Genomic DNA, 15,970 nt, shown 5'->3' with positions numbered 1-15,970 from the left:
AATGGCACTCAACAAAGAAGTTTGGTTAAACCAGATTAAAGAGGGATTTTATCCCGATGACAGCTTTTTGCAGAAGCTGCTGAACTATGACGGCTTCGTGGAAAATGACAAAATCCACATAGCGTCCGCAGGCATCGACCCCAAGGTATTGATTAACAATACCACATACCCTATAACTGTTGTAGGGCGTGAGGACGAGGACAACGAGATAACACTTGACAAATTCGAGACAGAAAACACCATTGTGCGCCGCCCGGACGCGATAGAATACAGTTACGACAAACTCGAAAGCGTTATCCGTCAGCACCGCAGCACATTACGCAAGGCGGTAACAATGAAAGCGACACACGCTATCGCGCCGCAGTCCGACACATTCGACACACCACTTGTCGTTACCACCGGGGAACTTGTCGGCAATCGTCACCGTCTGACTTTCGCCGACATACTCGCGCTTAAAGAGCGTTTCGATTATGCAGATATTCCAATGGATCGCCGTTATCTGGTATTGCACCCTAAGCACGTTTCCGACCTGCTGCTTGAAGATTTGAAAATCTTTAAGGACTTGACTAACACTACAAACGGTGAGCCGATGAAATTCGCAGGATTCGGGTGTTTCTCCTGCTCGACAATGCCGACATACACGACCGATGACAAAAGCGCATTAGTCAAGGTCGCATACGACGCAGATGCTACTACACGTTTTGCCAGTGTAGCGTTCTACGCCGATGAAGTGTTCAAAGCCGATGGCGAAACATATATGTACGCCACCTATGATGACCCCAAGGAACGCGCCACAATAGTAGGCTTTGACAAACGTTCTATCGTTCTGCCTATCCGTGGCAAGGGCATAGGAGCGATTGTAAGTGCCGAGAAAAGCGCATAATCCAAAGGAATGCAAACAATTGACAAATAGGCGTTATGTCGAAAACAATGCCAAAAGCCAATTCTTATGCCGCAAGGATCAAGGCTGTCAATGAGATATATGACCGACACGCCAAAATCGGTGTCAGTAACCGCGATATTTGGCGGCGTTACATATATCCACAATTCGGCATAGCGGAGCGGACATTGTACAATTATTTAAAACGCAGTGCGTTTATATGATATACAAGCACCCGGGAATGGTAAACTGGCGATTGAGACCTAAGATCCGCCCGGAGAGCTTTTCTTAATGATGCTGTATTTGCGGAACGGACGGCAAAACCTTTATGAGTTGTATGTAATTACCGTTGGTTTTGCCGTCTTTTTGACAGGTAAATATTTATTTGTACCTTTGCACAAAACCTCCGAAAAGGCGCGATAACTTCAAGCTGTGAGGCAAATTTACGATTCCGTAGCTAATGACTACCGATTCGTAGCAGAAGGCGGAGCGGCTTTTTTGTCGCTCCGCTGACTTATTACAATTGGTCAAAAAGTCGAATTTTCCCAATGGAATACTACCTCACAAACGAGTTATTAAACATAAATTAACAGAACGTTTCGTTTTATTTAACACTTTCTAAATTTGTAACTATCTGATTTTCAAATATTCTTTCTTCGGTGGTCGTTTTCGTTCAGTTTGGAACGCTTAACACGGTAGACTAATTGTATTATATTAAAATACAGTATGTTACGCTGCTAAAATCATTAGACAATTATAGCGTGTAAACTTGTCTAATTTTATACGTTTCGTTTTGTGGATTATACTATTTCAGTAATGATTTCCGAATTAATTTTTCTCATATTACAAGGTCCTGAATTTTCATTTTTTGTGCAAATATATACAAAAAAATAATTCGCCATAATTCATGTATAACCATTTAACACATTTCATCCTTCCGCAAGTCCTTGATATAACGACATTATTACATTTTCAGGCCACTACACGGAACACACATTAAACCTTAACTTTCACCCCTCCCTATTAACCTACTATGTTTCAACATATTATACCACACACTTCATAAAGGAGCATCTCTCAATGTTCTGATTTTATCTATTTTTTGCATCAAAAACAGTTGTAACAACAATGGTTAAAATCAGAACATACATCCCGATTATTTAGTCATAACTTTGCGATGTCACAACTTGAGACGTTTTCTCTCATCATATCCTATTGCTATATATAACCGAAATAACAATCAATCACATGAAAGCAATCCTACAGATTCTAATACTTCTCTTACCATTGCTGGCCTCGGCACAATATGAAGGCTCTTTTAAAGTATCAGGGACCCGACTGCTTGATGCCAACGGCAATAATTTTGTAATGCGCGGGGCCAACTATTCATGGTGCTGGCAAAAAGGCAAAGAAAACTCCGTAATCCCGGCAGCCAAGCGTATCGGATGTAACACGCTCCGTATCCAACTCGGCACCGGCCGACGCTTTTCACGTCCTTCGGTCAGAGAACTGAAAAAACTCATCACTCTCTGTGAGGAAAACCATCTGATAGCAGTATTCAACACTCATGACGCGACAGGAAGCAACGAATATTCCGACCTCGAGGAAGCCGCACGCTTCTGGGTGGATATGAAAGACCTGCTTAACGCCCACACGGCAACAACAATCGTCAACATAGCCAACGAATGGTTTGGCACGTCAGGCAACTCGGCAGCATGGGCCGACGGTTACAAACAGGCCATAAAAATCATCCGTGACGGAGGTGTACGCAACACTCTGATAATTGATGCAGCAGGCTGGGGCCAATGGCCTCAAAGCATATTTGAACGAGCGTCGGAAGTAGCCTCAGCCGACCCGTTGCAGAATGTTGTCTTCGCGATACATATGTATGACGTTGCAGGAAAAAACACTTCGACTGTCAAGAAAAATATCGACAACGCGCTGGCCACAGGTTACCCGGTAATAATCGGGGAGTTTGCCTACAGACACGGAGGCCGCTATGTCGAATGGCAAAGCATACTCGACTACACCGCACAGACTCAAGTGGGCTATCTCGTATGGTCATGGACCGGCAACAGCGGCGGTGTGGAGGACTGCGATATGTTTGGAAGCTATGACGACTCGATATACAAACCTAACGGGACCAATACCGTGCTCGGCCGAAACGGCATCCGCGAAACATCCGTAGAGTGCTCGATATATGGCTCGTCCGGCATCCGGGACATAAGGCCCAACGACACTCGGGAGATAGATTACACACAACCTTATCAGATATTTGACATAACGGGTCGCCGTGTCAGCGATATGACCAACCCCGGCATATACATACTGCGGCAAGGCTCTACAGTAAAGAAAATCCTCAACCACTAACTACTTAAAAATTATAGAACTATGAGAAAAATTTTAGCATGCCTGGCGACCGGCCTGATGGCCTTGGGCTCATCGGCCGCCGAACTTGACATCATGCCTCTCTACACATCCGAGCTCTGCTGGAGCGGAGCGGCAATGAGCGGCAACACCGCCTCCTGGACCGAAGGCTATGGCGGCATAGTATTCAACCTTGACAACAAGGACTACTCCGAATACAACTACATCGTGATGGACTTCGAGCAACCCACCCCGGCCAAATTCAAACTCGAAGCCTATTACTCCGATGAATCAAATGCTTCGAGCAATTGCGAGGCAGATGCCACATCCACCCGGATTGTGCTCCGACTTGACAACAGCAAAAAGGATGAAATCACCAAGATTGCGCTCATGTCGGCAAAGCCAGGCTCGGCCAATATCACAAAGGCTGTACTGGTCGACGAACTCGATATTGATCCTGTGCTTTTTGAAGGAAGCACAGCCGTGCCCGACATGAAAAAAGTATATTTCAAACTCGGTGCCGAAAAATTTCTCGGTCTGACAAAAGGCCAGACTCTGACCATACATTTCACCACCGGCACCCTTCAGCAATACGCATCGGTCGACATCTACTCCAACAATACCAAACTCAAATGTCAGGACGGACGTACCAATGTCAAGAAAAACGGACAGTTTGCACTCACCACCACGGTAACCTCGACAGTGATTAATGACGACAATGACATCGCGAGCCTACAGAGCTACGGACTACAGCTCAAAGGCCGCAACGTTACAATAACCAAAGTCACACTCACCGACGGAGGGACCTCTCCCGAAACACCCGAGAAGCCCGACACCCCCAACATTCCGGGGGATGGTGTGCTGTGGAGCGGTAGCACTTCGACCGGTAGCTGGAAAAACGATATTACGGTAGATGCTCCTAAATTTTCAGCTATCAAAGCCGGCGACAAAATCGCAATATATCTCAACGTCGAGTCTGGCAAAGACTACGGCAACATTGAGCTTGATGACCAGAAGTATACCAAACTTGACACCGACGGTTCTTCGGCCGACCTCGACAGCTATGGATGCATACAGGCCGACGTGACTAAAGTGACCTATGAAATCGGGGCTGCCGACGTGGCTCTGCTCAAATCAAACGGCCTCAGAATTAAAGGTGCTAACATCACCGTTACTAAGGTAGAGCTTATCGGCGGACAGGGCGTAGAGACTCCCGCTGAAAATACGATATGGACAGGTAGCACTTCGACCGGCAGTTGGAAAAACGATATAACTGTTGACGCTCCTAAATTTTCGGCTATCAAAGCCGGCGACAAAATCGCAATATATCTCAACGTCGAGTCTGGCAAAGACTACGGCAACATTGAGCTTGATGACCAGAAGTATACCAAACTTGACACCGACGGTTCTTCGGCCGACCTCGACAGCTATGGATGCATACAGGCCGACGTGACTAAAGTGACCTATGAAATCGGGGCTGCAGACGTGGCTCTGCTCAAATCAAACGGTCTCAGAATTAAAGGCGCAAACATCACCGTTACAAAGGTAGAGCTTATCGGCGGACAGGGCGTAGAGACTCCCGCTGAAAATACGATATGGACAGGTAGCACTTCGACCGGTAGCTGGAAAAACGATATTACGGTAGACGCTCCCAAATTTTCAAATGTCAAGGGCGGCGACATACTGAAAATACTTCTGAACGTGAACGCCGGTAATGACTATGGAAATATAGAGCTTGACGACCAGACTTATGTCAAACTCGAGACCGACAGGACTTCGGCCAATCTTGACAGCTATGGATGCATACAGCCCGATGTCACCGAACTCACCTATGTGATAACCAATAACGACGCTGCGTCACTCAAGGCCAACGGCCTGCGTGTCAAAGGTGCAAACATCACTGTGACAGGTATTCAGCTCTCGTCAGGCGACCCTCTGCCCGACAATCCCGACACACCCGCTCCAGGCATTGAATCTGAAATCTGGAGCGGCAATGTCAACTGCGGACAATGGGCTCAGTCAGTAACAGTAGCGGCCGACAAGTTTGAAAACGCCCGTGAGGGAGACCGCTTCAAAATCAATCTCACAATCAATGCAGGCAAAGGCAAAGGCATCGTCAAAGTACAAAGCGGTGACATGGTTGACCTCACAGTCAACGGTAAAGGCACCAACATGGACTCGGCCGGTAATTTCAAGCGCGGAGCCAAGGATGCCGTATATGAAATAAATGTGACAGACCTTGAGAAACTCAAGGCTCACGGCCTGGTCATCTCAGGCTTTGCCGTAACAGTCACAAAAGTGTCACTGATTACAGTCGACCAAAGCGGTATCGATGACATAGGCTCTGACACCACTGACATGCCTGTCGAATACTACAACCTCAACGGCATGCGTGTCGACAATCCCGCCAACGGAATATTTATCCGCCGCCAGGGCAATAAAGTCAGCAAGATTTACATTAGATAATCCGGACCGCTATACTCATCCCCGACACATTAATGTGGGATAACATCAACGCCAGTCAGAGACACTCCTGTCACTGACTGGCGTTTTTTAGTGGGTGTAAGCGTCACTTAAGCGAGCGGAGGAGGGGGAGTATCTGGGACGATGACGGACGTGGAGCGTTATATGTGTGCAGATTGCCCTCGGGGTCATAAATCAGGAAGTGAGGGATGCCGCGGACATTAAGTTTGTTGCCAAGCTCGTTGGTGGTATCGATGAGCTGATTGCCGTGCATGCCGAGCTGCTCCATCTTTTTAAACCACGGAGCGGTCGACGAGTCACATGAGATGGAGACAAAGACAACATTCGAGCCCTCCATATCTTTCTCGAGCTGCTGAAGATAAGGCACCTCCTTACAGCAGGGTCCACACCACGAAGCCCAGAGGTCGACATATACATATTTGCCACGGAATGTTGAGAAGTCTACCACCTTGCCGTCGCGGTCAAGGAGCTTTACGCCCTCGGGAAACGGCAATCCAGGCACTGTGGCCCGACGGGCACGGAAACTCTCGAGATAGCTTGCCGGCAATGAGTATTTGTCGGTAAGAGCCTGCAGACGTGTCACTCCCGACTCAAAATCGTTTTTATAATCAAAACCCGACATAAAGCCTCTGACAAGCATCGATGTGACATTGTCTTTTATGGTCTGCGTATTGTATAGCTCATGGAGCGCAGCGAGCTTCTCCTCAACATTTTTACCGGGAAGAGTCGAGGCTACAGCTCCGGTGACCGACGGAAATCCGGCGGCCATGGGGGTGTCAAGCACACTTGCCGGCGCGGGAAGGATGTCGGAAGCATTAAAAGAGACTTCCTTTCCGGCGCGGCCTCTCACATGAAGAGCCATACTATAGGAGTCGGAAGCAAGTGTATAGGCCCAGAGACGTATAAACTCCTGCGTCGAGGCAGGCAGCGACGGCTCGTCGGCTATCACAGCCTCCCCGTCAGAGATAAATCCTGCGAGGGCGGTTCGCAGCTCGTCGGAAGTCATGTCGGCCGCACCGTTGCCCACAGTGCGCGCGCGATCAGTGAAGCGAGTGTTGGCATCGACAAGAGCATTGTTGACCGGCCCCGAAAGAGAAGTCGTGACCACATAATCCTTGACAGAAACCTTAATGGGCGACTTGACGCTCTCGACATCAAGACTCACCGGTATCGAAGTCTGATATTTAGGTGTATAACAATAGAGGTAATACAGACCCGAAGGGCTCTCCACGATCTCGCCGACACGTAATGAAGCATAGGCTTTCTGAAGCGTCACAGATGCCGCCGCGCTGTAATCCTCGACCGGGCGCATATTGACATTCATCTCCCCACATAAGGGATTATCCGAAAGATCAATCTTGACTGACAGGTTGTCGGCATGCATACACGCACTTGACATTACCATCAGCGCGAACATTGTTGAATGGATTTTCATAAATGGTATTATAAAGTGATATACGCCACAAAAATAATGCATTTTTCCCAATAATATAACACCATGGCTCCAAGAACATCTCTCCGACAGGGCGAAAATACAAAAATCACGGACATGATGTATCATACCCGTGATTTTATAAACTTAGACTATATATGCTTACTCTTTTGCACCAAGAGCCTTGAGTGTGGGGAGTATCTGCTCTGAACTCGGGCGAGGAGCTTTATATATAAGCAGACGTCCCTCGGGGTCATATACAAGGAAGTGTGGAATGCCCTTCACATTAAGCATTTGAGCAAGGCGGTCGTCATTACACAATAGCTGATTGCCATGCATATCAAGTTGCGCCATCTTCTTAATCCAAGAATCACGCGAAGAGTCAAGCGAGATTGACACAAATTCAACATTGCTGCCGGCCATATCTTTCTCAAGTTTTTTGAGATGCGGCACCTCGGCACAGCATGGACCACACCATGAAGCCCAAAGATCCACATAGACATATTTGCCTCGGAAGCGTGAGAAGTCTACTGTATTGCCATCACGGTCTACGAGCGTAACATCGGGAAATGGAGTACCCTCCGAAACTACCTTTTTGGCCTTAAAAGCGGTCATCAGATGTTCAGGCAAAGAATACTTCTCAATCATTGAGGCCAATCGTTTCTCGCCTTCGGCCATTCCGTCCGACGGATTGTAGTGATTCACAAAACCCATCACAAGATTCTGCGCCACCGCACTCCTTATGACGGGTGTACGATATGATGCATAAAGAGCCTCAAGCTGCTGCTCGACAGGAACTCTGTCAGGAAGTGATGTTGTCACGGCAAGGACATTACTCATAAACGCCATGGCCATAGGGGTATCGAGAATGGTCGACGGAGGAGGCAATATGTCGGTCGGGGCTATATACATATCGCGTCGGCTGCGTCTGAAAAGGTAGTTGGCCATGTCAACACATTCAAAAACCGAACTATAGGCCCAAAGACGAATAAACTCGGCAACCTGCGGCTCGGGCTTCAGACTGTCGACAATAGAGTTGCCTGCCGTTATGAGCGATGATAGCCGCGCTTTAATTTCGTCAAGCGGCATACTGTCTGTCTCATGCGAAAGCCTGATAGACTTTTGTGTCAAAAACTCCTGATAAGCGTGTAGCGCACGGTTAGAAGTATCGCTTAACGACGAGACGAGAGACGGACCGCTTGTCTGCATTCCCAAAGCCACTACCGTATCATCCGGATTGACATATACCGGAAGAGAATACTGATACTTTGAATTGCTGCAGATTATGCGATATATACCATATGGCGATGCTTCGGCACGCCCTGCAAATGCCTGCGAGCCATTTACAGACTTAAGTTCTGAAAATGACTTGGCAGACTCGGGTGAGATATTTTGTATCAACACCCTCATGCCGTTATAGGCAGAATCTGCCGGGAGCGTGACTTTAAAGCCCACACCTTGTGCTCCGACATTAAAGATGGCACACAAGACGGCTGACACGAATGTTGTCAATAGTTTCATATATCGGGCTTATTACTTATTGTCGGCCACACGGGGCTTATAAATCATAAACGATATCCTATCGGCACAATCAGGATAGTATGCCTTGGCCGGAGTATTGGGCGAGTCGGTGCGAACATTTGCGGTATCATAGAAATACACACTGCCTCGGCCTGTGGTCTTATCGGCTGTAGCCACAATCAGTTCTTCGGTATCGGCATTGATGGTCATATATGTGATCTCTTCGTTTGCGGGGAAAGAGAGTACCGACTGTGACTCATTGGGTAAAATTGCCTTTTCATTGTTATAAGTCATCACATATACCTTGTTGTTGCATGTGTAGTAACCACGCTGATAAGTGTGTGACAAAGTAATGGCACCCTCTACGTCGGGGATTGCAGTAGTCGATGTGACATCAATTTCACTACGGCTTGCAAGTCCCATTGACGTGTCATATGTTCCGAAACCACTGAGACGTGTATACCAATACTTACCAGAAGCCTCATCCTTGCTGATCACACAGCAAGGGAAATAAGAGTCTTCATAAATCTGACCCCAGTACTCGTAGGTATACGTAATGGCAAGACCGCCAAATACATTAACACACGAATGACCGTCAAATATGTTGCCAATAGGTTTATTGGTATTTTCGTCAACTATCGATGTCTGGTCAATGCGATTGCCATAATAATCTATAAAGAATACCTCGAGAGGTGAATGACATACAAAGAAGTTGTTATAGACGAGAGTGCCGTATGATGAGTAAGCGTAGAAGTTATAGTAATCAAAACCAAACTGTCCGCTTGCATACTTGCTCTCCTCCACTCCTATCATATCGTAGGCAAACAGTGTGATGAACCGGTTCATCACAGGGTCGTACACAACGGCATCAGCCCCACCGATAGATGTGCGTGCGTTGAATCCGGGTATAACATCATTATGATTGATGGTTGAGAGCGAGATGAAAGTGTTGGGGTCAAGATAGTAAGATGTCGAGCCATAACTTGCCACAATGCGTGTGGCATCAGTGGGCCATGACACCTGCAGTACGCTCACTCCGGCGAGATATTCGGGATTAGTACCTTCGTTTACCGCTTCGAGACAGTGTTCCATGGTGATGGGGCTCATACCCTGCTCTTTCTCCTCGGGTGTAAGGTCTTTGATAAAAGCAAGGTTACCGATACCCGACTTATTGTTGGAAACAATAAGGTAGCCCTGCTCAAATGTACGGTTGATATTGATCTGATAATCCTGAGAGAATCCGACAACACCATCCGTGACATTAAGGTGAGCATAGTAGGTGCCTCCGGCGGGGAATGAGTGGTGAAGTTCGAGCTCATTGCTTACAACCTGTAGTTCACCCTTCACGCCGTTGGCATAAGAACCGACACTCCATTCATAGTGAAGCGAGCCGGAACCATCGTAGGAAATCTGAGGCTTGATGACACATTCCTCGCCAAGATTGAAGTTTACCTCAGGCATAGAGCCGACCTCTGTGTCAGGGACTTCAACCTTGAGCCGGGGCACAGGGATGTCGCCATATTTGCTGTCGTCATCGATGCACGAGTTGAGGACACTCAGAGTCAGAGCCCCCGCAATTATTATGGTGATATATCTGAATTTCATATTATTGTCTAAATTCTAAATAATGTAAATTTTAGAAAAGCGGAGAGGCCTGCCAATCTATCTCGGGATGTTCATTATAGAGGGGAATCATCACATATTGACGCAGGAAACGCTCGTAATACACAAGAGGAGACACCATACCGGTCTTGTGCTTCACGAAATAATCGCCGTAGGTGTTGATGATTTCGTTATATATAGCCTGATTGGCCACGGGTACAAGGCGGTAAAAGTAATCGAAGAATAACTGAGCATTCTCATAAGAGTATACCGGCATCGTGGCATAAGGGGTCCACCATACAGGGCGTACCTCCGGGCGTATGTCGGAATATGTGATGGCAAATTTATTCTCACCGACCGACTTTAGCTGGTCATTCTCACTGATTGAGAGCGTGAGAGTCTTGGATGTCGTCAGCAACTCCGGGTCAAGATTGCGCAATAGGTTGACCTTTACCACTCCATTGACGGCCCTGGCCTTGATGACATTGTCAGAGATTACATAGTTGACATCCTCAACCATGTCAGTCTCGTCATCTATGACTACAATATTATATGTGCGGTCATAGTCCTTAGGCATGCCCATGAGAGATACGGGAATCTCGATTGTGTGGCTATCAGCTATATCATAATTGAAATTATACTCGATGGCCTCAATGAGTTTGTTGGCGTCATCTCGGTATTCAAAGAACACCGAGTCTTTCTGTGAAGTGTCGTATACCTTGTAGTCTTCTTCGGTACAAGACGAGAGTGCAGCAAGCATTACACCGCACCACATTATATTTGATATTTTCTTCATTGTGTTCGTCTAAAAAATTTTCAGTCAATCGTGAGATGCATATCATTCGTCGCGATAGTCATACTCCTCATCAGGCATCGGCAATACGTATATAGCATCGGATGCAGGAATTACACGGCCCTGATTATTGGACACTATGTCGCGATTGAGTCGCTTCATGTTGAACCACTGCTGGCCCTCACCAAACAATTCCTTACGGTACTCATTGTAGATACGATCGGTAGTAAGAGTCTGATCAGGCATCAACGCAGGTAGTCCGCGCGATGTGATTTCGGTATTGAAATATCTCAGTGCTCGGTTGTAATCCGATGAGAGGAAAGCCTCCGCAGCAATGAGGTATAATTCGGATGAATGCATCACTGTCATGCCGGATATAAAATTTCCATCGTGAGATATATTATTGATGGTCTTATAGTCGGTAAGTTTATCAAAAAATGTTATCGAATTACCTACACGGAAGTGATTGCGACGATAGTCCTGGGCAGTAACATCCACGTCAAGATTATAGACACTCTGCCAGGGCTCGAGTTTGTTAGAGCCTGAGGAATTGTCATATGCCTCATAAGATGAGTAAGAGACATACTGATACAGATATGTCGTGGCTGTGGTGAGATATGTTGTCGAATAGATGCCGAAAACAGTCTCCTTAGGCGACAACACGCCGGCCAGATAATCCTTGATTTCAGTGGGCTGGACAAGCGGGAAATAGCCTTTGTCGATAACCTGGGCAGCATATTTGCCGGCATTGGTCATGTCTCCGCGATACCAGTACACACGGGCGAGGAGGCCTTTGACGGCATAAAGATTCATATGAGTCTCGCGCCAGTTGAGATATCGGTCATAATTGTCGTTGTCACGCGGATATGCCATAAGCGTCTCATCGTCGGTAAGCAGCTTCTCCGCTTCGGTGAGGTCTGCGATTATCGCATCATAGCATTCTCCCACTGAGAGGAACGGTTTAACCGAAAACGAATATGATGACACATAAGGTATGCCTTGCAGACTTTCGTCACCGGCGGGGGCAAACATGCGCAGCAGATCGAAGTGCAGCAGTGCACGCACTCCAAGCATCTCACCTTTATACAAGTCCCAGTTAGGCATACTGCCGGGACCCTTTTCGTCAAGATTCTTTATTACGTTGTTGGCATAACCGATAGAGATGTATGCCGTGGTCCATATACGCCCTATACGGTCACGTGAAGCCTGATTTCTTGAATATTCATACTGACCCATGTCCTGACCATAGGTCGATGTGCTGTAAAGATTCTGAGCAAGAAGCTCGGTAGTACCCCACAACAGATCACATCCGTAAAGAGCATTGTCGCTCATGGAGCCATACACGCCATAGATGGCACTCTCAAACCCCTTATAGGTGCTGAAGAGGTCTTCTTCGACTTTCTCACCCTTGGGCTGGACGTCCAGGAAATCGTCACATGATGTTGTGGCGAAGAGTCCGAGCATACAGGTGAATGCAATATATACTTTTTTCATATTGTTGTTCGATAATGAGTGGTTAGAATGTGAGACTTAAAGAGAGGTTCACACTGCGGCTGAACGGATAGGTCGTGCCTCGTTCATATTTGGCGGAGGTGAGGCGGAAAAGGTCTTCGGCACCGGCACTTACGTAAAGACGCTGCAGACCGAGATTGTTGACAACCTTCTGAGGCACGTTATACTGAAGGGTTACGCTCGAAAGCAACAGCTCATTGTCCTTCTCCACAAAACGATCCGTATAGAAGTATGACTGGGATGTGCTTTCCGCGTTATACTTGATAGCGAGGTAGGGCGATACATCTCCCGGTTGTTTCCAGCGGTCGGTAAAGGCTCGCTCATCGACATTTTTCTGGGGATCTATGCTCTCTACCTTGGCCATACGGGTTTCGTTGTAGAGATTGCCTCCGAAACGATAGGAGAAGTTTATATTGAGCGAGAGGTTTTTATAAGTAAGCATCGACGAGATTGTGCCTTGGAGTTTGGGATTCTTATCACCGCAGGCCACCTGATCGGCTGTGTCATAATCATATGTGTACGAACCGTCCTGCTTGATAAAAATCTCTTTACCGGATGCAGGGTCGATTCCGGCAGAACGCACGGCCCAGATGGTTGTGGGCGAAGCTCCTTCACGATACTGCAGACGAGGTGTTGTCTCGGTGTTGACAGCCGCGTTTTCCTCATTTTTGCGCTTCAGTGCATCGGAGATGTTGAGGATTGTCGACTTGGAGTGCAGACCTGTGGCTGTAACACTCCACATCCAGTCGCGGTTCTGGATAATCCGGCCCCAGACACTGAACTCCACGCCATAGCTCTTCTGCTTTCCATAGTTGTTTTTCACGGTGCCTGCACCTGACGACGGGGGAAGGCTCACGTCAATGAGCATATCGTCGGTAGTCTCGCGATAGTAATCGGCATTGATATTGAGACGGTCGCCGAAGAGCGAAGATGTGATGCCGACGTTAAACTTCTTGGTTGTCTGCCATGTAAGGTCGGGGTTGGGAATAGCCATAGGCACGGCACCGACACCTGCATAGTGCAGATAGCTGGTTGAGAACAGATATGTGGCAATAGCCTGATAGGAGTTGAACTTCACACTACCCGTATGACCATAGCTGCCGCGCAGACGGAGTATATCAAAGATACCGAGGTCTTTGATAAAGTTTTCGTTGTGCATGTTATAGCCGAGACCTACCGACCAGAATGGTGCGGTACGGTTGTTTGAACCAAACTTGGACGAACCAGAGAGACGGTAGCTGCCGTCAACTACATAGCGGTTTTTAAGGATGAAGTTGGCTGCGGCGAATGCACCCATGCTGGTGGCCAGGTCTTCACTTCCGGTCGGGAGTTGGGCTGTCGAATAAGTTGTAGCGTACGCTATGTCGGCCAGATCGTCAGAGAGGAAACCTGAGCCGGTAAGATAGCTTGCAGTGGATTTCTCGCGACGGAGTTCTCCACCGACGTTGAGTGTCGACATGGTGCCTTCGTTGTCAAAGTTGTGAATCCAGTTGCCAACGACTTTAGCGGACCAATTGTCGGTAGAGAGATTACCGAGCGTATATGAGCCGCACTGGTCAAGAGGTGTTGACACATATTTATAGGAATCAGGCGAAGTAAATTCGTCACTGGTGCCCTTTGATGTTGTGTAAGAGCCTTGTGCCGTTATGTAGAGGTTGGGACGGAAATTATAACGCACGTCAATTGATGCGTTCTGGGTGCGGGTCTGTGTCTTGCTGAAACTGCTGAGCGATGCCTCGTAAAGAGGATTGAGCATACCATAAGATAGGACGCGGTTGAAATAACCGTATTCATCATATGGCGAATCATATGGATTTGCCTCGATATAATCGGAGAATGAACCATATTTAGAGTTTTTCACGTCAAGACTGGTATGTCCGGCACGCAAGGTCACAACAAGTTTCTCCCTCACACGATAGCTGAGATACAGCTCCATGCCATAGCGGTTACGACCGTCATCTTTCATTACACCGTTAAGATTGGAATAGTCGGCGGTAATGTTATAGTCAAGGCTTGAGCCGCGTCCCGACACAGAGAGCGAGTGGGTATGGGAGAAGCTGTTGCGTACAGGTTTGGATATCCAGTCGACATTGCGTCCGGCACTTACGAGAGCAAGTTTGTCATAATAGCTTTGGTCAAGGTCTCCTCTGGGGCTGTCATAAAGACCGGCCATACGCTCAAGTTCGAGTTTTTGAGCCGAGTTACAAAGTTTGTAGCTGCTGAGATCGGCAAAGCTCATTTGAGGAGTGAATGTGTAGCGCACACGGGCCGGAGCCTGCGACACACGCTTGCGCTCGATGATAATCACACCGTTGGCGGCATTCTCACCATAAAGGGCGGTGGCCGATGCATCCTTAAGAATGTCAACACGCTCGATGTCCTGAATATTCATATCATAAAGAGCCTGGAGGTCACGCTCTACACCGTCGATTACAATGAGAGGTGAGTTGAGGCCGGTTTCATTGTCGGTGGCCAGCGACGTGGTGCTGCGTATCACAAGGTCGGGAATGCTGTTGGGGTTGGAGCCCATGGCATTGTTTTGAGTGATGTTGAGGCCGGCGTCAAGCGAACTGAGGGCCGAAAGTATGTTGGTGGCCGAGACGCTCAGGAGCTCGTCGCCCGACAACGATTTGGCCGCACCTGTATAGGTGTTGCGATTGCGGGTAAAGTAGCCGTTGACCACTACTTCCGACATTTTTTCAGCACTCTCTTCCATTGTTATCTCCATCGATTTGCCATAAACAGGGGCTACTTCCCGAGGTGCATAACCGATGTAGGTGAACCGAAGCATTGCTCCGGCAGGTACTTTGATTGCAAACTCTCCGTCGATGGTAGTGGCTGTGCCCGATATCATCTTGTCGCCTTTCATCACAGCGACAGTGACGCCCGGGAGGGGTAATCCTTCTGAGTCTAATACTACACCTGTTACTGACGAGTTACTCGTCGCTGTCCCGGCTGTCCCTCCGCCGGCCTGCTGGGAGTAGACCTCCGGAGACCCTAAGGACAGGAACAGGACTAACAACAGGAATAGATGAAGTCCTTTTGCTTTCATAAAAAATGTTGCGATTGATAATGATTGGTTAATAACTGAAATTTCATCACTAAAAAAGCCCTAACAAAACACATTTGGAAGGAATAGCACCACTTAAACACTCTTTTTGTTATTGACTTTCGGCAAATTTAAACAAAATTTTACCCCCCCCGATTATAATCAACATTCATTAACTACAAATTTAACTAAAAGTAACTATTCAGCGGACACGCTAAGGCGATAATGTGGAATAGACATCACCATTATAAGTAAATTCAACCTGCTGATTTTATAGTAATTAGCTGCAATTTTATTTGGTAAAGTCAAATAAGTTTTGTATCTTTGTAT

9 protein-coding genes are annotated in these 15,970 nt (G+C 47.4%); 3 read left to right on the top strand and 6 right to left on the bottom strand.

Annotation, left to right across the window (positions count from 1 at the left end):
* Position 1: 1 nt before the first annotated feature.
* The 3 genes from QGT73_RS00045 (at position 2) to QGT73_RS00035 (ending at position 5,713) form a co-directional block, all read left to right on the top strand.
* The gene (locus QGT73_RS00045) at positions 2-883 is read left to right on the top strand and encodes a hypothetical protein (RefSeq protein ID WP_280120923.1); all 882 of its coding nucleotides are present in this window, start codon (positions 2-4) and stop codon (positions 881-883) included.
* Between the two features lie 1,245 nt (positions 884-2,128).
* On the top strand, positions 2,129-3,250 hold the full coding sequence (locus tag QGT73_RS00040; protein WP_280120922.1) for a cellulase family glycosylhydrolase: 1,122 nt from the start codon (positions 2,129-2,131) through the stop codon (positions 3,248-3,250).
* A gap of 21 nt (positions 3,251-3,271) precedes the next feature.
* Positions 3,272-5,713 (top strand): hypothetical protein, encoded by a 2,442-nt coding sequence (locus tag QGT73_RS00035; protein ID WP_280120921.1) that lies wholly within the window; start codon positions 3,272-3,274, stop codon positions 5,711-5,713.
* 103 nt (positions 5,714-5,816) lie between these two features.
* On the opposite strand, the gene QGT73_RS00030 is transcribed toward QGT73_RS00035, so the two are convergent.
* The 6 genes from QGT73_RS00030 to QGT73_RS00005 all read right to left on the bottom strand — a co-directional run bounded on the left by QGT73_RS00030 (position 5,817) and on the right by QGT73_RS00005 (position 15,643).
* Positions 5,817-7,166, bottom strand: coding sequence for a TlpA family protein disulfide reductase (locus QGT73_RS00030; protein ID WP_280120920.1), 1,350 nt, complete (start codon positions 7,164-7,166; stop codon positions 5,817-5,819).
* A 159-nt stretch (positions 7,167-7,325) separates the two neighbouring features.
* Positions 7,326-8,684, bottom strand: coding sequence for a TlpA family protein disulfide reductase (locus QGT73_RS00025; RefSeq protein ID WP_280120919.1), 1,359 nt, complete (start codon positions 8,682-8,684; stop codon positions 7,326-7,328).
* A gap of 12 nt (positions 8,685-8,696) precedes the next feature.
* Positions 8,697-10,289, bottom strand: a complete 1,593-nt coding sequence (locus QGT73_RS00020) for a hypothetical protein (RefSeq protein WP_280120918.1) — start codon at positions 10,287-10,289, stop codon at positions 8,697-8,699.
* Positions 10,290-10,320: 31 nt separating this feature from the next.
* Positions 10,321-11,082, bottom strand: coding sequence for a DUF4843 domain-containing protein (locus QGT73_RS00015; protein WP_280120917.1), 762 nt, complete (start codon positions 11,080-11,082; stop codon positions 10,321-10,323).
* 42 nt (positions 11,083-11,124) lie between these two features.
* On the bottom strand, positions 11,125-12,573 hold the full coding sequence (locus QGT73_RS00010; protein ID WP_280120916.1) for a RagB/SusD family nutrient uptake outer membrane protein: 1,449 nt from the start codon (positions 12,571-12,573) through the stop codon (positions 11,125-11,127).
* 22 nt (positions 12,574-12,595) lie between these two features.
* The gene (locus QGT73_RS00005; protein WP_280120915.1) at positions 12,596-15,643 is read right to left on the bottom strand and encodes a SusC/RagA family TonB-linked outer membrane protein; all 3,048 of its coding nucleotides are present in this window, start codon (positions 15,641-15,643) and stop codon (positions 12,596-12,598) included.
* Positions 15,644-15,970 lie beyond the last annotated feature (327 nt).

Source organism: Duncaniella muricolitica (assembly GCF_910574735.1).
Classification (GTDB): domain Bacteria; phylum Bacteroidota; class Bacteroidia; order Bacteroidales; family Muribaculaceae; genus Duncaniella; species Duncaniella muricolitica.
Note: the sequence above shows the minus strand (reverse complement) of the source record. Positions and strands in the feature narration are given on the sequence as shown.